The sequence below is a fragment of the Pseudoalteromonas luteoviolacea S2607 genome (assembly GCF_001625575.1).
Classification (GTDB): domain Bacteria; phylum Pseudomonadota; class Gammaproteobacteria; order Enterobacterales; family Alteromonadaceae; genus Pseudoalteromonas; species Pseudoalteromonas luteoviolacea_E.
The window spans coordinates 383,655-407,091 of sequence record NZ_AUXV01000072.1 but is presented as its reverse complement, the minus strand read 5'-3'; the positions used below and the strand labels follow the sequence as shown (position 1 = coordinate 407,091).

At 44.0% G+C, this 23,437-nt stretch carries 18 protein-coding genes and 1 other RNA gene; 12 read left to right on the top strand and 7 right to left on the bottom strand.

Annotated features, from left to right (window positions below; all coding sequences use genetic code 11):
* Positions 1-11 precede the first annotated feature (11 nt).
* Positions 12-665 carry a bifunctional tRNA pseudouridine(32) synthase/23S rRNA pseudouridine(746) synthase RluA gene (rluA, locus tag N480_RS23470; RefSeq protein ID WP_063374849.1) on the bottom strand — a complete coding sequence of 218 codons (654 nt, stop codon included), beginning with the start codon at positions 663-665 and terminating at the stop codon, positions 12-14.
* Positions 666-745: 80 nt separating this feature from the next.
* Positions 746-1,510 carry a DeoR/GlpR family DNA-binding transcription regulator gene (locus tag N480_RS23465; protein WP_063374848.1) on the bottom strand — a complete coding sequence of 255 codons (765 nt, stop codon included), beginning with the start codon at positions 1,508-1,510 and terminating at the stop codon, positions 746-748.
* A 139-nt stretch (positions 1,511-1,649) separates the two neighbouring features.
* Here N480_RS23465 and N480_RS23460 point away from each other — a divergent pair, with 139 nt between their 5' ends.
* Positions 1,650-2,309, top strand: a complete 660-nt coding sequence (locus N480_RS23460; protein ID WP_063374847.1) for an HAD-IA family hydrolase — start codon at positions 1,650-1,652, stop codon at positions 2,307-2,309.
* Positions 2,297-2,584, top strand: coding sequence for a hypothetical protein (locus tag N480_RS23455; protein WP_063374846.1), 288 nt, complete (start codon positions 2,297-2,299; stop codon positions 2,582-2,584). Before N480_RS23460 ends, N480_RS23455 begins: the two co-directional genes overlap by 13 nt.
* A 36-nt stretch (positions 2,585-2,620) precedes the next feature.
* Here the strand turns inward: N480_RS23455 and N480_RS23450 are convergent, their stop codons facing one another.
* Both N480_RS23450 and rapA read right to left on the bottom strand, forming a co-directional pair.
* The gene (locus tag N480_RS23450; protein ID WP_063374845.1) at positions 2,621-4,108 is read right to left on the bottom strand and encodes a hypothetical protein; all 1,488 of its coding nucleotides are present in this window, start codon (positions 4,106-4,108) and stop codon (positions 2,621-2,623) included.
* Between the two features lie 190 nt (positions 4,109-4,298).
* Complete coding sequence (rapA, locus tag N480_RS23445) at positions 4,299-7,196, bottom strand: RNA polymerase-associated protein RapA (RefSeq protein ID WP_063374844.1); 2,898 nt, start codon at positions 7,194-7,196, stop codon at positions 4,299-4,301.
* 421 nt (positions 7,197-7,617) lie between these two features.
* Here rapA and N480_RS23440 point away from each other — a divergent pair, with 421 nt between their 5' ends.
* From N480_RS23440 to N480_RS23430, 3 genes are all read left to right on the top strand, one after another.
* Positions 7,618-9,018 (top strand): PhoH family protein, encoded by a 1,401-nt coding sequence (locus tag N480_RS23440; RefSeq protein WP_063374843.1) that lies wholly within the window; start codon positions 7,618-7,620, stop codon positions 9,016-9,018.
* 195 nt (positions 9,019-9,213) lie between these two features.
* Positions 9,214-12,957, top strand: a complete 3,744-nt coding sequence (locus N480_RS23435) for an ATP-binding protein (RefSeq protein ID WP_063374842.1) — start codon at positions 9,214-9,216, stop codon at positions 12,955-12,957.
* Positions 12,958-13,860 carry a diguanylate cyclase domain-containing protein gene (locus N480_RS23430; RefSeq protein WP_063374841.1) on the top strand — a complete coding sequence of 301 codons (903 nt, stop codon included), beginning with the start codon at positions 12,958-12,960 and terminating at the stop codon, positions 13,858-13,860.
* Positions 13,861-13,926: 66 nt separating this feature from the next.
* Here N480_RS23430 and N480_RS23425 read toward each other — a convergent pair whose 3' ends face one another.
* Together N480_RS23425 and N480_RS23420 are read right to left on the bottom strand one after the other, a co-directional pair.
* Positions 13,927-14,292: a DUF3192 domain-containing protein gene (locus tag N480_RS23425; RefSeq protein WP_063374840.1), complete on the bottom strand. Its 366-nt coding sequence runs from the start codon at positions 14,290-14,292 to the stop codon at positions 13,927-13,929.
* Between the two features lie 195 nt (positions 14,293-14,487).
* On the bottom strand, positions 14,488-15,435 hold the full coding sequence (locus N480_RS23420) for a D-2-hydroxyacid dehydrogenase (RefSeq protein ID WP_063374839.1): 948 nt from the start codon (positions 15,433-15,435) through the stop codon (positions 14,488-14,490).
* Between the two features lie 264 nt (positions 15,436-15,699).
* On the opposite strand from N480_RS23420, the gene zntR reads away from it, so the two are divergent.
* The 3 genes from zntR (at position 15,700) to N480_RS23405 (ending at position 18,563) form a co-directional block, all read left to right on the top strand.
* Positions 15,700-16,113, top strand: coding sequence for a Zn(2+)-responsive transcriptional regulator (zntR, locus tag N480_RS23415; protein ID WP_063374838.1), 414 nt, complete (start codon positions 15,700-15,702; stop codon positions 16,111-16,113).
* The gene (locus N480_RS23410; protein WP_063374837.1) at positions 16,100-17,371 is read left to right on the top strand and encodes an SO_0444 family Cu/Zn efflux transporter; all 1,272 of its coding nucleotides are present in this window, start codon (positions 16,100-16,102) and stop codon (positions 17,369-17,371) included. The genes zntR and N480_RS23410 overlap by 14 nt, the downstream gene beginning before the upstream one ends.
* Before the next feature lie 94 nt (positions 17,372-17,465).
* Entirely contained in the window at positions 17,466-18,563 is a 1,098-nt protein-coding gene (locus tag N480_RS23405) for a 1-acyl-sn-glycerol-3-phosphate acyltransferase (RefSeq protein WP_063374836.1), read from the top strand.
* A gap of 102 nt (positions 18,564-18,665) precedes the next feature.
* Here N480_RS23405 and ssrS read toward each other — a convergent pair.
* A non-coding RNA gene (gene ssrS, locus N480_RS23400) (6S RNA) lies at positions 18,666-18,848 on the bottom strand.
* 320 nt (positions 18,849-19,168) lie between these two features.
* On the opposite strand from ssrS, the gene N480_RS23395 reads away from it, so the two are divergent.
* The 4 genes from N480_RS23395 to N480_RS23380 are packed head-to-tail and all read left to right on the top strand — an operon-like array spanning position 19,169 to position 23,436.
* On the top strand, positions 19,169-19,732 hold the full coding sequence (locus N480_RS23395; RefSeq protein ID WP_063374835.1) for a UPF0149 family protein: 564 nt from the start codon (positions 19,169-19,171) through the stop codon (positions 19,730-19,732).
* A gap of 2 nt (positions 19,733-19,734) precedes the next feature.
* Complete coding sequence (pepP, locus tag N480_RS23390; protein WP_063374834.1) at positions 19,735-21,048, top strand: Xaa-Pro aminopeptidase; 1,314 nt, start codon at positions 19,735-19,737, stop codon at positions 21,046-21,048.
* Positions 21,049-21,071: 23 nt separating this feature from the next.
* The gene (gene ubiH, locus N480_RS23385; protein ID WP_063374833.1) at positions 21,072-22,259 is read left to right on the top strand and encodes a 2-octaprenyl-6-methoxyphenyl hydroxylase; all 1,188 of its coding nucleotides are present in this window, start codon (positions 21,072-21,074) and stop codon (positions 22,257-22,259) included.
* A gap of 10 nt (positions 22,260-22,269) precedes the next feature.
* Positions 22,270-23,436 (top strand): FAD-dependent oxidoreductase, encoded by a 1,167-nt coding sequence (locus N480_RS23380; RefSeq protein WP_063374832.1) that lies wholly within the window; start codon positions 22,270-22,272, stop codon positions 23,434-23,436.
* Position 23,437: the final 1 nt, after the last annotated feature.

Genomic DNA, 23,437 nt, shown 5'->3' with positions numbered 1-23,437 from the left:
GAGCATCAGATTTAAAAAGGATCTGGTGCTTCAAAATGCATCATCTCGCCACTGACTGGGTGACAGATCTGTAACATTTGAGCGTGTAGCTGTAGCCTATTCGCCGCGGCTAGCGCATCGCCTTGAGCATACAGTCTATCGCCCAGTATGACATGACCTAAAGACTGCATATGTACACGTAGCTGATGAGAGCGACCCGTAATTGGCGTCAATGACACGCGCGTAGCATGTGCTTCATGCTCAATCACTTCAAAATGAGTCAGGGAAGGCTTACCAGATTCATGACAGACTTTTTGTTTTGGTCTGTTTGGCCAGTCGCAAATTAAAGGTAAGTCAACAGAACCATTAATTTGCTCTAACTGGCCATGTACTCTCGCCACATAGCGTTTTTTGGTTAGTCTATCTTGAAATTGAATACTTAAAAATCGGTGAGCTTCTTTGTGCATTGCTAAACACAGCACCCCTGACGTGGCCATATCTAATCTATGCACTATTTTCGCGTTGGGATAAACACGGTTTATGCGCGTGATAGCACTGTCTGCGTGTTTTGGATCTTTGCCTGGCACGGTTAACAAACCACTTGGTTTGTTGATCACAAGCATGTGATCGTCCTGATATAAAATCTCAATGTACGGATCGAGTGGCGGGTTATAGTTTAGGAGCACTGCAATATTCCAAAATAGATCAAAACCCGCCTATTTTAACTGGCAACACCTAAAAGGCCAAGCAAGCAGTTTTCGTGTGCTTATTTGTTTGGCACGATTTCGAGTTCAATTCCGAGTTCTTCTATGCTCGCTTGGATATCAGCACGCACGCCCTGATCGGTGATTATGTGGTGGATCTTTTGCGCAGGCACTATCTGATATGTCATGGTTTTATCAAGCTTATCGTGGGGGCCCATCAAAATTGTACGATCTGCTTGTTCGATGGTTGCTCGCAGTACTTCAGCTTCTTCAAAGTAATTAACGCAAAAACCATGTTTAACATGAAAAGCACATATACCCATAAACACCAAATCAAATCGGATCTGTTTAAGCATCTCGATTGCGCTGCTACCTGTGGTGCGCATCGCGGGTTTGAACATACGACCACCTAGCTGGATGACTTGGACTTGAGGGTGCTGCATTAAATCTTGAACGATCAAAGGACAGCCCGTGACAACCGTCAAAGGCAGATTAGCCGGTAGGTTTTGTGCCAGATACCGACATGTTTCCCCAGAATCAATCACAATGGTCTGACCGGCTTCAAGCATTGCCAATGCAGGCTGTATAAAGCGTTTTTTAGATGGGTCTGGCGAGTTTAATCGATCAAAGTAATCCGGTGTATCCTCCTGCAGAACAAGGGCGCCGCCATGCACACGACGTAATAGTTTTAGCTCGCCCAGTTTATTGAGATCGCGCCTGATCGTATCCTCACTCACGGCCAGCAATTTAGCAAGATCAACAGAAGTGATCCGGCCATGAATATTAAGTTGTTCTAAAATCAATTGGTGTCGTTCTGCTAATAACACTGTGCATGTTCCTGCGCTTTTTTGCCGAATTTTACTTGATCTTGGGGGAATGGCAAGGCTATTATTTGCATGTTTTAGTCTGTTTTTGCATTTGTTTTTATTTTTATGCGTGTTTTTGCGTATTTAAAAAGGAGGTAGTATGGAACATTTTTGTGATCTCACCACATATCATGGCGTGATATTTGATATGGATGGCACATTGGTTAACTCTGATCTCGCCCTTGCTAAAGCGATAGCGCCTTGGTGCAAAATGCATGATCTGGATCTGGACATGGTTTTAAGAGAAGGACGAGGTATCCGTTTTGAAGACTTTATCAGTCGTTTCGTACCACATTTAGATATTCATAAAGAAGTTAAAAACTTAGAAGGCTCGGAGGCGGTTTTTGCTGAGCATGTGTGTGAAGTCGCTGGCGCAAATACATTTATCAGTCATCTTAATCAGCTGCAATTACCATGGGCGCTCGCGACGTCAGCGGACCGAGAAAACGCCGTGCATCGTATGCAAAATAGCGAGTTGCCTGTTCCCGCTACTATGGTGACGGCTGAAGATGTACAGCGTGGCAAGCCAGATCCGGAACCTTTTGTAATAGCTGCAAGTAAATTGGGTGCTCCGAGTTCAGCCTGTTTGGTATTTGAAGATTCTGATGCAGGAGTAAAGGGGGCTTTAGCTGCTGGCTGCGATGTGGTTGTGGTGGGCGAGTTTTGCCAGTTGGCGCACCCTAACATTGTGACGAGGGTTTCAGACTACAACGCTTGGAATGAAATTTTGTCTACACAGGTGAACACATGCAAAAATTGAGTTGGTCAAACTTTTTATCTAGCAATGAACGATATTGGGATGTGGCAGGCATCTTATTTGGTGCGATCGCAGGTATTGCCTTACTCGGGCAATTATTCAATGAGATGGAACGACAGGGAGACAGCACGCTCTCCATGACGTTCTTATTTGGTTATGTTGTGGTGTTTAGCTTTTGGTTGCTTTATGGAGTGCGTTTTAAACGTCCAGCAATTATCGTGACTAATCTCGCGTGTTTGATATTGCAATCATGGATAGTTATTGTGGTACTCAGTTAGCAGTAGGGGGGGTTTTACGCCCCCAAAAGCTGCATATTAATCCGCAATAAAAGGTCCCGCATCATGGTTGAATTTGAACACAGCCGAGTTTCCGGTAAGACAACTTTCTCCCATAGGGTAGTAACACACTTCAATGCCATCGCGTCTAAATTTGGTCATCTCATAAATGACCTCTTGCTGATTAATAAAGGTGTGAAGCTTACCTTCAACGACGGCGAATGTACCAGTCCCTTCAGGGGAGGTCACTTCGGATACCGTTTGGCCATCTGGTGTTGGCATCATACTAAAGAAATAAGGGGCGCTGCTACCATCAGATTCCAATGTCATATTGGTATAGCCAAGGAAACTGTCTGAAAATTCATCGACACCTAACTGGTCGCGCACTTCTACTTGAATGATTCTTTTGCCCTGCATTTTCAAAGGACCCTGCGGGTAGAATTCAGAATAAAAGTAAAAGTTCACGTACAATGTGTTACCTTTTTTCGCAAGTAACTCATAGTAAAACTGGCAGCTGACGTAGCAACTATTGTCTGGGCAGCGCAGTACAGTGCCGAACTCAGGGTGATCGAGTTTTTCTCTATAAAGTTGTCCCATACTGTCGATAGACCATTTAGAAGCGGTGTGTGCGATATTCGCTACAGCAACTTGATCGGGGTAGTAATCGTGATAACGACCGAATGCATGCCACTGGCCTACTACTTGCTCATGGGTAAGCACAATATCTTGTTTTTCCACCATTAAACCGTGTATCCAGCGGGCTTTTTTGGCTGTTTTGTCGACCTGTTTGGCAACAAATCTAAGCCCAATATCATCAATATAATCGACAATGCGCAACACATATTTTATTGGAGTATTACCACTTTGATAATGAAGGATGAGCTTTTTACCCCTCATTTTCCATATCAGCTCGCTTTGCGTATTGTCCCAATGCTGAATCGTGCCTGTTCCATCTTCGTTAAAAGTCACGCTGGCAGTACTCGCTGCTTTAAACCAAGATACTTCGGCATGTGTCACTTCATCAATATATTCGATTTCCCAAGTTTTGTTTACCAGTTGAGTTTGCCACTTTTGAAGCTGACGTTGTTGCACAAGCTTGGCATTGTTTACCTGAGTAAATGTTCTGAGTACCCTCTGTGCTTCTTTATGCCAGACTTGAATATGTTGAGTGTAGTGTGTGTCTTGCCCTAAATTTTGAGTATTCACGGTCAATGCCGTTAACTGATAGATATGTGTTTCATTTTCTGCCATCAACAGCTCATATTGAGTGAGGGGCTGGTCAAGTTGAATATGAATTTGTTGCTTAGGTTGCCATTGCCACCGGCCTGTAACTTTAGTATCACTAAAGAGTATTGCCTGCTTATTTGGCCTGAAGGTGAGCTTATAGGCCTGATTCACAACATCATGATCCACAAGAAAATAGTGCCCCTGAATATGGGTGGTGTGTTTAGCAAATACTGACGCTGAGACAGAGCCAAGTAATAGCATTGCGAATAATAGTAGTGTGTTTATTGGTTTTATTTTCATTATTATCATTTCCTTGATTGTATAAATCTTATTCAACTTAGCAATAAAGGATATGATATACAATGTGTTGGTTATGAATTAAATAATAAAAAAGTATGGATGTTGTGAAGGGAGTACATGAAAAGGAAAAGGCATACTTAAAAGCAAGGTAGCGGCGTGAATGTCCGCTACCTTATCAGTATTTGGTGCCTTATTGGTTAGATACCACGATTAAGCGAATAGCATCTAACTTAACTTGTGCTTTTGAGATGTGCTCACTCAATTGTGCTTTTTGCTTATCGAACACCTGAATTTCTTCATCACGAATATTCGGGTTGATTGCTTTCAGTGCACTTAAACGATTTTGCTCTTCTTCTAAACGCGTTTGCATATTGCTTTGCGCTTCGGTCTGCAAGGCTTCTAATTGCTGGTTCGCAAGTTCATTTGCTTTGGCAATAAGTGGGTGGATCCCTGACTGCAATGCATTTGCCAGTTTACTAGCCGTTTGACGTCCAACGGCTGAAAGCTGCTGATTAAACGCGTCAAAAGCAACATTGTCCGCCAAGTTATTACCTGCTTTATCCATTAATACACGAATTGGCGTGGGCGGTAAGAAGCGACCTACTTGTAGAGATTTTGGTGCTGATGTCTCAGCGACAAAAATAAGTTCAACAAAGAAAGTTCCCACTGGGAGCTTGTTATTCTTCAGTAGTGCTACAGACGCACAGCCAAAATCATCATCGCAGATCATGTCCATCACACCTTCAACCATTGGATGGTCCCAGCTGATAAACTGTGCATCTTCTTGAGACAGCGAAGTTGAGCGGTCGAATGTAACAGTAATGCCGTCATCCTTTAAGCACGGAAATGATGGATTGAGCATATGTTCCGTTGGCTTGAGGATAATGGTGTTTTCGCCTTTATCTTCTTGGTTGACGCCAAAGGTATCAAATACATTGATCATAAACGCAGGCAAGATAACATCGTCATCCAGTTGCTCAATCTCAGTGACAATGCGCTCTGCGCGACCTTGGCCACTAGAGTGCAGTTCTAGCAAGCGGTCACGGCCTTGTTCCATTTTGGCACGTAATACTTTGTTCTGTTCGGCGACTTGCTCTAGTAGCGGGTCTAATTCTTCTTCATCACAGTTATGTGCGCCGATAAACTCTAGTAAGTCTTCACCAAACTCTTTATAAAGTAGCTGGCCTGTGGTGCTGGTGGTTTCAAACGCATCTAGCGCTTCGTCGTACCATCTTAGTATGACTTCTTGCGCGGTATTGCTGAAATAAGGCACATGGATGTTGACGTCATGTTGTTGGCCAATTCTGTCCAAGCGACCAATTCGCTGCTCTAATAGATCTGGATTAAGAGGCAAATCAAATAGGACAAGGTGATGCGAAAACTGGAAGTTACGACCTTCGGAGCCAATTTCAGAACACAGCAGCACTTGCGCACTATCATATTCATCTGCAAAGTATGCCGCTGCGCGGTCACGCTCAATAATCGACATGCCTTCATGGAATACTGCTGAGCGGATACCTTCGCGTTCACGTAGGGTTTGCTCTAAGCTAATGGCTGTTTGTGCTTCTGCACAAATTAAAAGCACCTTTTCGTGTTTGAGCTCTTTCAGTTTTTCGATTAACCAAGTTACGCGCGGATCAAACTGAGTCCAGCTTGCGCTTTCACCTTCAAACTCTTGGAAGATTTTTTCAGGAAATAATGCACGTAACGCGCTCTTTTCTGCACTTTGAATACCGCCAATGTTGCCTAAAACAGACATGGCTGTTTTGTATTGCTTCGGCATTTCTACAGGGTAGGCGTGTACTTTACGGCTTGGGTAGCCATCGATGCCGCTGCGGCTGTTACGGAATAAAATACGCCCAGTACCGTGACGGTCTAAAAGCATACTGAGCAGCTCTTGTTTTGCACTTTGCTCGCCACTTTTTACCTGACTCAGTAATTCTGAGATATCTGTTTCTTTTAACAGTGAGGTAATGGTTTGAGTCGCTTTTTCGTCAAGCACGCCATCTTGTAGTAGCTTATTAGCGGCGTCGGCGATTTCTTTGTAATTACTTTCTTCTTCAACAAACGCATCATAATCGTAGAAACGATCAGGGTCTAACAGTTGCAGGCGTGCGAAGTGACTACGATGGCCAAGTTGATCTGGTGTTGCCGTCAATAGGATAAGCCCAGGAATGTCTTGGCTCAGTTCAGCAATGCGTTGATATTCCGTGCTTGGCTTGTCATTTTCTACCGTTAAATGATGTGCTTCATCGACGATGAGGAGGTCCCAATCAGCCAAAGTTGCTTGTTCAAACCAACGGCGCTTTTTCGTTATAAATTCTAGACTGACCAGCACAAGTTGTTCTGTTTCAAATACATTGGGTGAGTCGGCAAAAGCTTCATCACAACGCTCTTCATCAAATATTGAAAAGCGTAAATTGAAACGTCGTAGCATTTCAACTAACCACTGATGCTGCAGGCTCTCAGGTACAACGATGAGCACGCGGTTAGCACGACCCGTGAGTATTTGCTGATGCAGGATCATACCCGCTTCTATGGTTTTACCTAAACCGACTTCATCCGATAGCAAAACACGGGGTGCAAAACGTTGTCCCACTTCATCAGCGATATACAGCTGATGAGGGATCAAACTCGCACGTTGGCCAATTAGACCCTTAAGATGAGATTGCTGACGGTTAAGCTGGTGCTGCCAAGTTTGATAGCGTAATGTGTAGCGATCAAAACGGTCAACCTGGCCAGCAAATAGTCGGTCTTGTGGTTTGTTGAACTTAATAAAATGATCTAGAAAAGTCTCTTTTAGGCTGACTGTTTCTTCTGTATCTAGACGAACACCATGATAGCAAAGTAAATCTCCTTGCTCTTCAATGCTGTCGACACGCATTTCCCACTCTTCAACACTGCGGATCACATCCCCAGGATTGAACGCTACGCGAGTAACCGGTGCTTCTTGTACAGAATAAACGCGGTTTTCTCCACTGGCGGGAAACAGAATGGTTACTTGTCGACCCTCTAGGCCGACAATGGCCCCTAAACCCAAATCTGATTCGGTATCGCTTATCCAGCGCTGACCTAAGGAAAAATTCATGGTTTTCTCATCTTCGCAGAAAAAAGGCGGCTATGTTACCGAGAAGCAAAGCCTTGTTCAAGATTGTAAAAGCACATTAAATATGCCTTGCCTCAGGTATTTAATACGGTTTTGCACAGTGTCTTGTACACAATGCAATTTTACTTATTGGTAATTATTTTTTATTACGCAATATTGGTTCTTAAGCATAGCCAAAGTTTATGTGCATTGAAGATAAAATATACGAACTTACGGGGTAAAAAAAGTACTCAGCAATAAATTTTGTTTTTACTTTAGGAACTTTACAAAGGGGGCGTTGAGAAGTTTTTGTCATAAAAACGACTTTTGTGACAAATAGACTAAAATTAAGTTAGAGCTTTGTACTGTGTGGCGAGCAGTACGTGGTTCATTCATAGAAATTGCAGACGAATAGGAATGCACTATGGGAAAAGATGACCTCGACCGGAAAATTTATGTTTTAGATACCAACGTTTTACTTCACGAGCCCCTCGCTTACCTCTCCTTCCAAGAACACGATGTAGTTATCCCTATGACAGTGTTAGAAGAACTTGACCATATCAAAGACCGCAAGCGCGATGTGAGTCGAGATGCACGTGTAGCGATCCGTAGTCTAGATGACGTGTTAACTAATGCAACGCCAGAGCAAATGCTCGAGGGGGTTGATTTACCAAAAGTACAAAGAGATCCAAATAAACCTGCTAGCAGCGGCAAGCTGATTATCGTTAATGATCACCTCTATCCAGATAGTATTTCAGGCTTACCTGGCAATGAAAACGATCACAGCATTATTAACTGTGCGCTACAGTTACAAAAGCAATACGCAGACAAAAAAGTGGTGCTAGTCACCAAAGACATCAACATGCGTTTAAAAGCCAAAGGAGTTGGTCTGAAGTTTGTTGAAGACTATCGAACAGACCAATTAATTGATGACATCAACCTGCTCACCTCTGGGTATAACAAATTTGAAGGGGACTTTTGGGCCACCGTAGGGGAGTGCCAAACTGAACAACAGGGTCGCTATAGCTTACACAAAGTGCCCAAATCTAGAATGCCAGAAGTGTTTTATAATGAGTACCTGCTGGACGATAGCGAACACTTTGCCGCAAGAGTGGTGGGATATGATGAGTCGTATGTGACATTAAAAGACATCAGTGTTGAGCGACTACTACATCAGCAAGCTTGGGGGGTGAAACCCAAAAACGTGTATCAGGGTATGGCGCTTGATGCGTTACTCGACCCTAATGTAGAGCTGGTGGTTCTGACTGGGCCCGCTGGATGTGGTAAAACCTTACTGGCCCTTGCTAGTGCGCTGGAAATGATCATCGAAAAAGGCATTTATGACAAAGTGATCGTAACGCGAAATACGCCAGAGATTGCTGAAAGTATTGGCTTTTTACCAGGCACGGAAGAAGAGAAAATGGCGCCTTGGCTCGCTGCTATTACTGACACCTTGGAAGTGCTGCATAAGCATGATGAAAGCCCAATCTCGAGCCGTAATTACATTATGGAAAAGGCCAATATACAGTTTAAATCCGTGAATTTCATGCGTGGTCGCAGCATTCAAAATGCAGTCGTGATCTTGGATGAAAGTCAAAATCTCACCGCGTCTCAGTTAAAAACCATTATTACGCGCTGTGGCGAAGGGACCAAGTTAATTTGTACGGGAAACCTTGCCCAGATTGATAGTAATTACCTGACGCCTGTAACTTCAGGGCTTACCTATATCGTGGAGCGTTTTAAGGATTTTGAAGGTAGTGCGACCATTAACTTGAATGGTGTCGTGAGAAGCCGTTTGGCTTCATTTGCAGAGGAAAATTTATAATTTTTTAAAGCATCTTCACAAACCGTGGATGTCATGTATTAAAAAGCTGTGGTCTTTTCGCCGCAGCTTTTTTGTGTGTCATCATAATGGTTTGCAGTTGCATTATTTATCGATGACACCGAGTTTAGCTTGCTTATCCAACACTGGCTCGCTAACCTTTCAAAAAACAAGGAATAATAATTAACGAGTCTTTTAATGGACATTTTGTCAGAATTCCTGCCGCTAAAAACCTATCGACGTTCAATTTGTGTTGCACTATTTATTCCCCTTATTTTGGCGATCGTACTGTGCTTTCACCTATTCAATATCAAACTCGAACGTCAGTATGAAATTTATCAGCTGCAATTTTCTTCGGCACTGGCACAAGTTGATCAAGCCGCGAGTGCTGCAAGCACGGTCATTGGCAGCATAAAACGAGGCTTGGACACGCCTATCAAGTATCAGCTTGACGACAGTGTTCAGCAGCAGGTGCGTCAACAACTCGGTTATTACTATCACCAACTGCCCGATCAGGGAGGCGAACTTATCGGGCTCGGTACATATCAGGCATCTCCTCGAGTGATTGAGCATTGGTTGCATGTTATGGCCTTGGGACCAAGTTTTGATACGGCATTGGCACTTATTTCAGAGCTAGAAGCCGTTGCCTATTTTAATGAATATGGATTTGCGTTTGTAAAGCGTCGAGATAATACCAAAAGTCATTTGTTAACGGCCATTGTTGAAGGGCGATTCAGCCCAAGACGAGGGGTTATTTCTACGCCAGATAGCAAGCATAGCCGTATATTCGGAAACGAATACTTCAGTATTACGCAACCGGTAAGTAGTGGTGGAAAGTCGCATATAATACTGATTTATAATGCAGATAAAGTAACTGATCTACTAGATAAACTCATATTTAGCGGTGGATCATTAGCACTGGTTGATCAACAGGCCCGCGTATTGGTGCAAAGCCGCAATCAAGGTGCGCCTATCAAGATTAAAGAAACGGACAAGTCGCTGCCTTGGCTTGGGGGCGTTGAATTTCAAGGGGATACTCAAAATGCGCCCTATACATTGCGATTTTCTCAATCAGAGTCTGAATTTACGGCGGCAGTTTATTTAGAGGTCATGGTTGAACTTGGCTTCCTAGTGTTATTTATCTTATTTACCTTTTTCACGTTTACATGGCTTAACGGACAAATTTTCATTCGCCCACTGAGACACTTTGTCAATTATCTCACTAAGCAAGATTTGGTTGAAGAGCAGACCTTGAACTATCCCGTACCGAAAGATTGGCAGCCTTGGTTTAGTGAAATTAAACGGGTGGTTTCACAGCGGCAAAGCCTATTTTCGCAGATGGAAACGCACAATGCGCGTTTGGACGAGCAAGTACAACGACAACGTCAGGCTCTTTCTAGGAGTTTTGAAGCCAAAGAGCGCCAGGCAGCGTTACTGAATACCGTGCTTAACTCAGTGCCAGATTTAATCTATTTCAAAAATATAGATGGCTCTTTTATTGGCTGTAATCAGGCATTTGAGCGTTTTATCGGGGTGACGCAAGGTGAACTTGTGGCCAAAGAGCATCATGAGGTGAGTCAAAAGTACTTTGATTTACTGGACTTAGAGCATGCGATGGAAGTACATAGCATCCCCCTGACTGAGACATTTGACTTTGATGATAAATCTTACTTGGTGAGTGTATCTCCCTTATTTGACGAACAAGGAAAGCGCATAGGTAGCTTAGGGATCGCAAGGGATATCAGTGAGCAACAACAGGCGATGACCGCGTTACGAGCCTCGGAGCAAAACTTCAGAGCGGCCATTGAGCATGCGCCCAATGGCATACTGCTCGTTTCAACAGAATGTATCGTACTGGAATTTAATCGCGCCGTGCGCAAGTTACTCACTGGTGTGGAAGTGGGCACGCATATTAGCGGTTTATTTGATACTGATGAATTGGATACATTAAACAGCGTGTTGCAGCAGCTGCTAGAGGAGCGTAAGGGTGCTAAAGTCCTCAGTTTGGCCCAAACGGAGCCTGCCATTTGGTTGCAACTAAGTATCTCTTTGGTTTGGGATAAACAGAAAAACCCTAAATATTTCGTTATTCATGTACAGAATGTTACTGCATTGACCCAGGCGAAGATTGATGCTGAGCGGGCTAACAAGGCAAAAAGCCGCTTTATAGCTAATATTAGCCACGAAATTCGCACTCCCCTTAACGCCATATTAGGGCTTGTCGGGATTTTAAAACCTGGCTTATCCAAGCCGCAAGATATTGAAAAGCTCTCACATATTGAGGGGGCCGCTCAGCAGTTATTAACAATGCTGAGCGACATTTTGAGCTTTGCGCGTCTAGAAGGTGGGCAAGGAAAGCTTAACCACAAAGCCTTTTCAGCCATTAAATTAGTGAATAGTCTCAGTGCTTTAATTCAGCCATTAAGTGATGCTAAAAACCTTGCATTAAGGTTAGAAGTGGGCGCGACCGTCTGGCCAGAATTTATAGGTGACGAAGCCCGTTTAAAACAAATATTGGTTAACCTGCTGGGTAATGCTGTTAAGTTTACGACCAGAGGAGAAGTTGGATTACGGGTTGAATCTAAATGGGGTAAAGAAGGAGAGCAATGGCTGTCATTTTCTGTGTTTGATACGGGGCCTGGGATTAAAAAAACGGATCAGAAAAGGCTATTTGATGCGTTCACGCAGGGCAATGAGTCTAATTCTCGGGAGCACGACGGGATAGGTTTGGGGCTGGCCATTGTTAAGCAGCAAGTGGCTTTGCTAGGTGGTAAAATTGAAGTGCGTAGCGAAGAAGGGTGCGGTAGTACCTTTGAATTAGAGTTAATGTTGCAAACAAAGCAAAGTACGCAATTGGATCGTCAAACGCCAATTTGCTTGATATCTAATCAGGACCAACCTGCTTACTTAGATGCGTATGAAATTCAACATTTTGCCAATTTTGGTGAGGCGCTACATCATTTAGATGCGTTTACTTATGTGGCATGCGATAACTTTGATGAACTAACGTACTTATGTGACCACTACAGCGAAATAGGTTCCTCGACATGTAAAGGGTTAGTGATACCTGATAACTTAGACATTGATAATCGTGTTATCCCGTTGCCGATATTTAAATTACCGACGCATGCTTTCTACCAATCTTTGTGTTTATCACCTTTCGAGTCCAGCCATTCACACTCAGTCGAAGAGCACAGCTTAGCAAATGCTTTGTGTGTCGTGGTGGATGATAATGAACTCAATTTGGATATTTCTAAAACCGTTTTAGAACAACATGGTGCGGCAGTTGTGGCATTGACAAGTGCACAAAATATCGTGGAGATATGTGCGAAATTAATGCCCGATATGGTGGTTATGGATATATACATGCCGCACATTGATGGTTACCAAGCTACCGAGTTACTGCGTAAAGAATTTGATCAAACGACTCTCCCTATTATTGCGTTAACAGCCAATGCGCATGAGCATGAGCGAGAAAAAGCGTTTGCCAAAGGCGTTAACGAATTTTTGGTCAAGCCCATTTCCCCGGCTGAGTTAGGCGCTGCGCTTAAGCCGTTCTCAAGCAGTCAACATATTGTATTTGATAAAGACTTTGCGTTTAAGCAATTGATGGAGAACCAGCCTTTGGTTACGGCAATGCTACAGAAGTTTGCTAAACTGTGTGATGAATATACTGTTCGCATACATCAAGCGAGGACTCATACTGAACTTGCTGATGTAGCACACAGCATCAAAGGTGCCGCAGGTGGCATTGGGTTATTACGTTTAGCTGAATGCGCAAAAGAGGTCGAAGCGATTGCGCGGCAGCAGGCTAAAAACATCAGCATTGAGTGTGCTCAATCAAATGACGCTGATGAGCTAAAAGACAGTAGAAAAGGTGAATTAGCCGCGTTAGTGAGCCAAGCTCAGCAGTTTATTTCATTCGAGATAAAAGGAAGTTAAATGCAAAAGTCAGCCAATATCTTAGTATTAGACGGAGACCCATTAAATCGTGTGGTTCTTGAGAATACCCTCAGTGAAGACCATCTCGTCATTAGTTGTGCTTGTAGTGAAAAGGCATTTGAGCGGCTAACGCAAACCAAGTTTGACTTGATCATTGTTGATATTTTAATGCCAGATGACGAAGGGCTAGATTTTCTGTTACAGCTAAAAGCAGACCCCATGTGTTATCAAATCCCCGTGATTGTGATTTCTGCAAGCAACAGCTATCAAGATGAGGCCCGTGGGCTGATGCTTGGGGCTGTTGACTATATTGTGAAGCCATTTAGTCCGAATATCGTCAAAGCGCGGGTTAAAATTCACCTCGCTATCAAACAAAAAAACGATTTGCTAGAGCGACTCGCAAATATCGATGGTTTAACAGAAGTACCCAATCGCAGAGCGCTGGATGAAACGCTGGCACAATTATGGTATCAAAGCAGAGATCAGCATGTGTCGCTATCCATTTTGTTGGTGGATATAGACTACTTTAAAGAGTTCAATGACTCATGTGGCTACAGTGCTGGGGATGAATGCCTTGTTAAGGTTGCCAAAGCGTTAGAAAGCATCACCCAGCGGGTCGATGGCTTTGTAGCACGTTACGATGGGGTACGTTTTGTTGCGCTAGTGAACAAGCGCGGTGCGGAGCAAGCCTTGGCATTGGCTTCAGCGATGCATCAAGCTGTCGATGCATTAGAGATACCCCACCCCAGTTCACCAATTTGTGCCCATGTGACAATCAGTGTTGGTGTGGTTCATGTGAGTGATGATTTTTCTGGCGATCAAACCGAAAGCTTAGTGCAAGCGGACGAAGCTTTGGTTAAAGCACATCAACTTCAAGAGAGGGTGGTGCTTGTTAATCGATAAACAAGCACGAAAAAGCCGCATATAGCGGCTTAGAACAGGGAAATTAAAAGTTATTTATCTTTGGTTTTACAGGTAGCTATCAACCGCAGATTGACCAAAGCCAATTAATTCTTTGTCTTTAAAGACAAGTGGTGTGCATTCATCTTTAGTGACTTTGCCATCCGAGTGCTTACTGTTCGTCGCAAAATACAGCACCTGATAGGTGTGGCCATCCTTTGATACAGCTTCGGTAAAGTCTGGGGTATTAAACTGCTTGATGACTTCTTTGTATGTCGTGCCAAGCGCAAGGTTACTTATTTTTTCTCTGTTACTCTTGTGGGTTGATTCCCAGCTGCTGTTGTAGTGGCGCATTTCGCCATCTGACACAGCAACAATACAGCCTGATAAAAGAGTCGTGCTTAGAAGCGCAGTTGCAACAAGTAGTTTTTTCATTTTTATATCCTCTGTAACTCAACATATGGCGATGATTGATGCCAAGTTATCCATTTGTTTTCCAGTTTGCTTGATAGATTGCAAATGCTTTGCCAATTATTTTTTATTTATTAAACAATGACTTACTAATTCTTGTTAGTGTGCGCATGTGTATAAAAAACAAATAAATAACTAAAAAAATCAAAATGTAGTCGATTACACCACACGATTTGTTTGACCACCATTTAGGTAGCTGTCGATGTTTTCGGCGATGCCTGCGACCAGTCTACCAATAGACTCTTTACTTGCCCATGCCGTATGTGGTGTGAGAAGTAGGTTGTCGCCTCGATATTGTATAAGCGGGTTGTCAGGTTGTGCAGGTTCACTAGACAACACATCTACTCCTGCCGCTGCAAGTTGATTACTTTTTAGGGCCTGTGCCAATGCGTGTTCATCAACTATACCACCGCGTGCTGTATTGATTAAAATGGCGTGTTTAGGCAAGAGAGCCAAAGTGTCTGCATTGAATACATTTTCTGTTTGTGGAGTGAGCGGGCAATGAATAGATACAATGTCTGCAACTTCTAAGGCTTCTTCAAAGGCCATCCTGCCACGTCGCACTTCTTTACTGTTGGGACGCTCAGCAATAATTACTTGTGCACCAAATGCCTCTGCGACATTGGCGACTGCTTGGCCTAGGTTGCCATAACCTACGATAACAAATCGTTTATTGGCAATCTCATTGATCGAGTGATCTAAACGGCAAAACATGGGGCTTTTTTGCCAAGCGCCGTTACGACAATCTTCAGCATAACGATGGATATTTGTCATTAAGTTGCCAAGCAAAGTAAACGTATGCTGTACCACAGACGGAGTTGAGTAACCTGCAACGTTGGTTACGGCAATGCCCGCCGCCCTTGCCGCTGCCAAGTCAATATTATTGGTCCCTGTCGCAGCGACGCAAATTAACTTTAGTTTGGGCGCTTGAACAAAGTGGCTCTCATTTAATTGTACTTTGTTTGAGATAACAACATTGGCGTCTTGAATTCGGTGATGTACTTGCTCAGCGGTTGTATGGTCATAAGTGGTCACGGTACCAAACTTCATCAAAGGTGACAGATCAACGCCGGCTAAAGTGGCCGCATCCAAAACTACAATAATCATATTTTTATCTCGTTATTGACCTTGGAGTTAACACCAAGGTTTATACTTTCTATTAGGATGAAATATGCAATCGCTTGAGCGACGTTTTTATAAAAGTGAGCCTTACCGCGAGATTTGCAAAGTTCATAAAGTTAAGTTCGAAAAAGCGTTGCGCAGTTTACCACTTTTCAGACCAAAGTAGGGGGATTGCGGCAATTGATTTTTTAATCGCCATTGTGCGGCGGCGGTGGCGAAAGTCGTTAATGATAATAAGGGAACAGTGAGATGTTTCGAATTGGGCAATTAGCAAAGCAGCTAAATGTGTCGACAGACACCTTAAGGTACTACGAGCAGCAAGGATTATTGACGGCTTGTGAAAGAAGTGCTGCTGGGTATCGTCTTTATGATAAGCAGGCTGTAGACAGGATGCAGTTTATTATTCGCGCGAAAGAAGTCGGATTTAACTTGAAAGATATCCAAGAATTGTTGAGTATCAAGATAGATAAACAACTACACAGCTGCGAAGAGGTAAAAGCATTGACGCTACAAAAACGAGACTGGATCAGAGCACGAATCGCCCAGTTGAGTATCTTTGAGCGGTCATTGACCTTGCTTGCAAACCAATGTTGTGGAGGCAGTGAGCCTGCGGATACATGTTCAATTTTAACTGCATTGGAGGATGTAGATGGCGCTAATTGAGAATTTTTGGCAACTATTTGTGGTATCGGCACCGTGGCTAATGCTGGGGTTATTGTTGGCGGGCTTACTTAATGTCTTTATTCCAAAAAATTTTTTACAAAGACACTTGGGAAAAGAAGGCCTTTGGACGACGGTAAAAGCGGCATTGATAGGCGCACCCATGCCATTATGCTCTTGTGGGGTGATCCCCGCAGCCATTGGATTGAGACGAGCTGGCGGCTCTAAGAGTGCAACAACTGCATTTTTAGTATCGACTCCTGAGACTGGTGTTGATTCTATTTCGGTGTCTTATGCGCTGCTTGGCCCTTTTATGGCAATCATTAGGCCGATAGCCGCAGTGGCAAGTGCTATTACCGCAGGCCTGCTGGTGGGTAGAGATAAGCAAGTGAATGAGCCGCTAGAGGCAGCACAGAGCGAAGAAAAAACATCTAGTTGTTGTGGCACTGAAAAGCACGTGGCGCCACTTGTGGCCAAAACATCATGTTGTAGCACAGATGCTGCAACAGTTGCGCAGGTCAATTCATGCGGATCGGTCGCAGTAGAAACAAGTTGCTGTGATATAAAGCAACCAGCAGTGCCTAGCAGCGTGCACCACCATTCACAAAAAGATCAAACACACACGTCGCAAAGTTGCTGTGAGCATGACACTGAGCCGAAAAAAACAGATGCGTGCTGTTCAACGCAATTGCCCGTGGTGCCGAGCTTTGGGAATAAGCTTTGGCAAGCAACCAAATTTAGTTGTAACAAGCTGTTATCTGATACTATGGTTTGGCTTTTAATTGGTATATTCTTCGCAGCTCTCGTGCAAACGTATGTACCAACAGAGTTTTTAGCTCAGTGGGGAGATGGCATTTTAGCCATGTTGGTGGTGATTTTGATCAGCATTCCCATGTATATCTGTGCGACCGCTTCAACACCTATTGCTGCGGGTTTATTGTTGGCAGGCGTCTCTCCGGGGGCCGTGTTGGTATTTATGTTGGCAGGGCCAGCCACGAATGTGGCCACGATTGGTGTGGTTGCAAAAGAGCTTGGCCAGAGGGCGGTGGCTGCCTATATTGTCGCAGTTATTGGCGTTGCTATCGTGTTTGGCTTTTTGACTGACTATTTGGTGTTACAGTTTGGTTTTGAAGTTGCGCCAATGGTTGGCCATGAGCATGAGGTGTTACCCAATTGGCTAAGCCAAGTGAGCGCATTGGTATTGGCAGCCTTGATGCTGCGCTTATTTGTAATCGATTTGAAACAGCGTTTGGCCAATTAGTGTGGTCAGACTTGATATTCTTAGCATCTCTTCGGAGAGCGGGATAGAATAGGCCGTTTTTTGTCACACGATCCAGATCAGTAAGAGTAATTTAGTGGATAAATACGCAGATATAAGACCTTATAACGATGAAGAAGTACCAGCTGCATTGGCTAGGCTGTTAGCCGATGAGCAGTTTTTGGATGTCATTGCTGAACATAATTTACCAAAGTGGATTGCTGCTTGCCCTAAAGTGAGCCGTCCACTGGTGCGTGCGCGCTTAAAGTTAAAGTGGCGCACTGTTAACAATGTAGAGGCTGTTCAAAATGAGGTTGCCACTTACCTGTCAATGCTGATTGAGCGCACAACGGATAAAGTGACTTATTCAGGCCTAGAGCAACTGGATAAAGACTGTGCTTATTTGTTTATCTCAAATCACCGCGATATTGTCCTAGATCCTGCCCTAATGAATTGGGGACTACATCAAAACAATTTGCCAACTGTGCGAATAGCGATTGGTGATAACCTATTGCAAGTGCCGTATATCACTGAATTGATGAGGCTCAACAAAAGCTTTATTGTGAAGCGCTCGGCAAAAGCACCAAAAGAGATGCTTAAGGCCTTGTCTCAATTATCTGGCTACATACATGACTCATTGGATGAAGGCCACTCTATCTGGATTGCGCAAAAAGAAGGCCGCGCTAAAGATGGCATTGATTTTACCGATCCAGCACTTCTGAAAATGCTGCAACTACACGGTCGAAGACTTAAACTCCCGTTTTCTGACTATGTCCGTAAATTAAAAGTGGTACCGGTTTCTATTTCTTATCAATACGAGCCATGTGCGCTGGCAAAAGCGAAAGAGCTTTACCATAAGCAGCAATTTGGCGAGTACCAAAAAGCTGAAGGCGAAGATATCAAGAGTATCATTGATGGCTTTAGTGCTGATAAAGGCAATGTCCATGTTGCATTTGGTACCCCGATTAATGATGAGTTTGAAACGCCAGAGCAACTTGCTGAGATCATTGATAAACAAATCATTGAAAATTATCACCTTCATTCAAGCAACTATTTAGCCGCTGGAGAAGCGGGGCAAAGTAGTCACGAAGAGACGGCATGTTTCAATAATAATCTTGAGTCTGTACCACAAGAGTTGAAAGAATTTGTGCTATCTATGTACGCACAGCCAGTGAAAAGAAAGTCGTCGATTTAACATACTGAATAACGAACAAAACTAAGCGTTCAAAGGGCAACCTTTGGGCGTTTTTTTGTATTTGTAATGTGAAGAAAATTAAACTTACAAGATGGGGGTATAAGTGTCCCCGGCTGCGCGGATGCGGATATAAGTCCTTGAACCCTAAGGTTCAAGGCGGAAGGCAACAACCCACCGTAGGCTTCTCGGTACCTGCCAAGCTTGCGCAAAAGTGGATAAACTGCATCCCTTAAAAAAGTTTATCGGCTCAGGGACATAATCCACTGTCCGGCGAGCTAGGGAACGCTTTAAGTATATAAGACATCTTGGCTAGCTTAAACCTAAATTTGAAAAAAACTCGTCTGTTTGCTGCGAAAAACAACACTTCATAAACAGTGGTCTGATTTTGTTGATTTTACGTACATACAAACGCACGCGTACGAGAGTTATAAGACTTTATTGGCTCGCAAAGCATACATGTACGTAAAAATTGTGTACGAATAACACAAACGGCAATTGTCAGATATAAAACAAGGGTTTTTTCTCTGTATGACAGACAATTCGTTGGAGTTGCTATACTTCGAATGGTAGCATTAACGCTATCAAGTGAATGAGAATTAAGCCTTATGATCGAACTAAAAGACTATCAGCAAGCTCAGTTATTGCTGGAGAAACACGGTATTTTTGTAGCACCTTCAGAAGTACATGGCACCATCAGCGGCATTTTGGCATGCGGCTTAAACATCGATGAAAAAGAGTACCTAGGCTTACTCAGTGATGTGTTTAATGATGGTCAGGGCTTTGGTGTTGAGTTAAAAGTATTTTTGGCAGAATTATACAAGTTAGTTGTAGAACACTTTAACGATCCTGAATACACGTTTGAGGTGTATTTACCACAGGAAGACGAAGCGCTCATCGATCAAGCCAATGCCCTTGTTGCATGGGTATCAGGATTCCTACTTGGTTTTGGTTTAAAACAAAAAGACTATGGAAAGCTATCGGCAGATGTCAAAGAAGTGATCAGCGATTTTAGTGAAATCACCAAACTTGATACACATTTTGACGATACAGAAGAAGACAAGCAGGCATTCCATGAAGTCGTAGAGTATATTCGTGTGTCTGCGCTGCTGTGCTTTGCTGAAATGGGTCGAGAGCAAGGCGACGCGTCCACTTCTAAAACAGTGCATTAATTATGATAAAAAATGAAGAATTTGTAGCTCGTCGACAGAGGCTACTGCAAAGCCTAAAAAACAATTCTGTTGCGGTGATCCCCGCAGCATCTGAGATCACGCGAAGCCGCGACACTGAGTTTCCGTTTCGCCAAGACAGCGACTTCTTTTACTTAACTGGTTTTAAAGAGCCAGATGCCGTACTGATACTGAGCAAAGATAAAGACGGTGTGGCTAGTAGCATTTTGTTTTGTCGTAATAAAGACAAATTGGCAGAGGTATGGCACGGCCGTCGTGTAGGTTTTGAAAAGGCAAAAAGCCAATTTTCGATGGACGAAACCTATGCGCTCAGTGAATTAGATAACGAGTTGCTTACCTTCATCAATGGTCGACAGACACTGTATTTTGCACAAGGGACTTACGGCGCATTTGACGACAAAATTTGGACTGTATTGTCAACTTTGCGCGGTGCGCCAAAAAAAGGTTATCGCGCGCCAGAAGTTATTCAAGATATTCGCCCACTCATTCATGAAATGCGTCTGTTTAAGTCTGACGCTGAAATAGAAGTCATGAGAAAAGCGGCAAAAATCAGTGCCGAAGCACACGTTAGAGCAATGCAGTTTGCCAAAGCAGGGGCGACGGAGTATCAGCTAGAAGCGGAGATCCACCATCACTATGCGATGAATGGCGCACGCTACCCTGCGTACGGTACGATTGTGGGCTCAGGCAACAATGCCAACATTTTACATTATACCGAGAACAGTGATGAGCTAACACAGGGCGATTTGATCTTGATCGACTCAGGCTGTGAGCTTGAAGGGTATGCTGCAGATATTACGCGCACCTTTCCGGTCAGTGGCCAATATAGCGATGCGCAAAAAGACATTTATAACTTGGTATTAAAAGCACAGCTGGCCGCTTTCGAGGAAGTGAAACCTGGCGGTACTTTGGTGCAGGCGAACAATGTTGTGATGCGTATTCTAACCGCAGGTTTGGTTGAACTTGGCATTCTCGCGGGTACCGTAGACGAACTCGTTGAAGCGCAGGCGTGTAAAGCGTTTTACATGCATGGACTAGGTCACTGGCTAGGTTTAGATGTACACGATGTGGGTGAGTACAAACTGGATGAAGCGGATCGTCCATTTGAAGCTGGTATGGTGTTAACCATTGAGCCTGGCTTGTACTTTGACGAAGATGCAGAAGTGCCAGCAAAGTATAAAGGCATAGGTGTGCGTATTGAGGATGACTTGCTGGTCACGCAAGCGGGTTATGAAAACTTAACAGTTGATGTGCCAAAATCTATCGAACAGATTGAAGCACTGATGCAAAAAGCCTAATCGCACAGTTTAGGAGTATCGGCTTGCAACACTTTGATGTGCTAATCGTAGGTGGCGGGATGGCTGGAGCAACCGCTGCCATAACTATTAAAAAACAACACCCTCATTGCCGTATTGCTGTGGTAGAGGCTTTTGTACCAAAGGCTAATACTCACCCTAGCTTTGATGATCGAAGTATCGCGCTGGCTGAGCAATCGATTGATTATTTGAGTAGGTTAGAGCTGTTTAGTAAAGAGTGGCGTTTTGCCGAGCCCATTTTACAAGTCAATGTGTCTGATCGCGGTCACTTTGGTAAAACCACCATCGAACCAAAGGCGTACGATGTTGATGCACTCGGCTATGTTGTTGAAGTTAACCCCTATGGACAATTTCTGCATCAGCAGCTGCAAAAGCACGACATTACGGTATTTTGCCCTGCGACGGTGTCATCCTTATCTCAACATTTGGACTATGTAGAGGTCTCGATAGCCTTAGCGTCTTCAGAGCAGAAGGTTAGCCTGCAAGCCAGTTTGCTCGTTGTTGCCGATGGCGCACAATCGCCAACGCGTGCGCTTTTGAATCTTGAATTTAATAGCTTTCCTTACGAACAAGGCGCCTTGATTGCCAATGTCAAAGTAGCACAAGGCCACAAAGGCCATGCCTTTGAGCGTTTTACACCGCAAGGGCCTATGGCGCTGCTGCCTATGAGTGATGATAGGTATTCAGTTGCGTGGTGCATGAACCGAGAAGCGTTAGATGACGTGTTGGCCTATGATGATGCGCAGTTTTTAGCGCGGTTACAGCAAGAATTTGGTTATCGCGGAGGTATCTTCGAAGCGGTGGGAATGCGCAGTAGTTATCCATTGGTGCATGGGCGCGTGTCAGACGTGGTACATCATAGAGTGGTACTCATTGGCAATGCTGCACATGCTATACATCCCATTGCAGGGCAAGGTTTTAACTTGGGTGTACGTGATATTCAATGTTTAAATGCGTGCCTCAAACAACATGATGTAAGTGAATGGGGCAGCCATGCATTCACTCAAGCATATAAGGTGGCACGAGAGCGTGATATTAGTCGTGTGATGACGTTAACCGATGGATTAGTACGCCTGTTTTCAAATCATTCTCGTACGGTGGCTTTTGGACGCAGCTGTGGATTGCTGTTAATGAGCCTGTTTACCAATTTCAAAGCGCCATTAGCCAAGCAGCTAATGGGCCGAGTTAAATAAAGGACGCTTTATGCAACAAGCGCAAGTTTGTATTGTCGGCGGTGGTTGTGTCGGATTGACCTTAGCACTTGGTTTGGCACAAAAAAACATTTCTGTACTGGTTTTAGACGCAGGTAAAGCACCTTCGCCTTTGGGTGAGCAATACAGTATGCGCGTTAGCGCAATCAGTCTCGCAAGCCAGCAATTGTTTGAATCGATAGGCGCATGGCCCGAGATCGTCGCAAGTCGCGCAACGCCGTATTCTGCGATGGACGTAAGAGATGCAGACAGCTTTGGTAAAATTGCGTTCGATGCCGCTTCTCTCGATTTACCAGAATTGGGTCATATCATTGAAAATGATGCGATCCGCTTTGCGCTGTATGAAAAGTTGCAAGCATACCCTCAGGTAACATTGGCCTTTGAAAGCCGTTATAGCACCATTCATCAAACCGAAACCGATGTATTGGTGACGCTCGATTCTGGCATGCCAGTGATGAGCAAATTGCTAGTGGCTGCGGATGGCGCAAACTCTGGCGTAAGGCGATTATTTGATCTGCCACTGAGTTTTTGGGACTACGACCATCATGCGTTGGTGGCAACTGTGAAGACAGATTTGCCCCATGAGCATGTTGCCAGACAAGTATTTTTACCGACAGGGCCATTGGCATTTTTACCTTTGCATGAAGACAACATGCATTCAATTGTTTGGTCTACTTCTCCAGAGCATGCTGAGCAATTAATGGCACAGGATGCACAGGCATTTAATAAATCACTATCTGCGGCAATTGATATGCAGTGTGGACTGTGCGAAGTGCAAAGCGACAGAGCGGTATTTCCATTGACGATGCGTTATGCGCAACAATGGCTTAAAGGCCGGGTGGTGTTGATGGGTGATGCTGCGCATACGATTCATCCGCTCGCGGGCTTGGGAATGAACCTAGGTCTTAAAGATGCCGCGCATTTAATCTCTGCTCTTTCGAGTGATGATACGGAGTTTGCAGCGCATTCGGTGCTTCGAGAATATGAACGCACTCGCAAGCTTGACGCGCAAAAACACATTGCCATGATGCAGGGCTTAAAAGAACTCTTTGAGGGCAGTCATCCAGCCAAAAAGTTAATTAGAGGTTTGGGGCTCAGCATGGTAGATAATTTAGGCCCAATCAAAAACTTATTTGTAAAGCAGGCGGTTGGCCAGTAAA

Excerpts from the sequence above, each read along its gene's own strand:
- N480_RS23430 (WP_063374841.1), top strand. The coding sequence starts at position 12,958 with ATGCAAAAGTCAGCCAATATCTTAGTATTAGACGGAGACCCATTAAAT.
- zntR (WP_063374838.1), top strand. The coding sequence starts at position 15,700 with ATGTTTCGAATTGGGCAATTAGCAAAGCAGCTAAATGTGTCGACAGAC.
- rapA (WP_063374844.1), bottom strand. The coding sequence starts at position 7,196 with ATGAATTTTTCCTTAGGTCAGCGCTGGATAAGCGATACCGAATCAGAT.
- N480_RS23440 (WP_063374843.1), top strand. The coding sequence starts at position 7,618 with ATGGGAAAAGATGACCTCGACCGGAAAATTTATGTTTTAGATACCAAC.
- N480_RS23420 (WP_063374839.1), bottom strand. The coding sequence starts at position 15,435 with ATGATTATTGTAGTTTTGGATGCGGCCACTTTAGCCGGCGTTGATCTG.
- N480_RS23425 (WP_063374840.1), bottom strand. The coding sequence starts at position 14,292 with ATGAAAAAACTACTTGTTGCAACTGCGCTTCTAAGCACGACTCTTTTA.
- N480_RS23410 (WP_063374837.1), top strand. The coding sequence starts at position 16,100 with ATGGCGCTAATTGAGAATTTTTGGCAACTATTTGTGGTATCGGCACCG.
- N480_RS23395 (WP_063374835.1), top strand. The coding sequence starts at position 19,169 with ATGATCGAACTAAAAGACTATCAGCAAGCTCAGTTATTGCTGGAGAAA.
- N480_RS23450 (WP_063374845.1), bottom strand. The coding sequence starts at position 4,108 with ATGAAAATAAAACCAATAAACACACTACTATTATTCGCAATGCTATTA.
- pepP (WP_063374834.1), top strand. The coding sequence starts at position 19,735 with ATGATAAAAAATGAAGAATTTGTAGCTCGTCGACAGAGGCTACTGCAA.
- N480_RS23455 (WP_063374846.1), top strand. The coding sequence starts at position 2,297 with ATGCAAAAATTGAGTTGGTCAAACTTTTTATCTAGCAATGAACGATAT.
- N480_RS23435 (WP_063374842.1), top strand. The coding sequence starts at position 9,214 with ATGGACATTTTGTCAGAATTCCTGCCGCTAAAAACCTATCGACGTTCA.
- N480_RS23380 (WP_063374832.1), top strand. The coding sequence starts at position 22,270 with ATGCAACAAGCGCAAGTTTGTATTGTCGGCGGTGGTTGTGTCGGATTG.
- N480_RS23460 (WP_063374847.1), top strand. The coding sequence starts at position 1,650 with ATGGAACATTTTTGTGATCTCACCACATATCATGGCGTGATATTTGAT.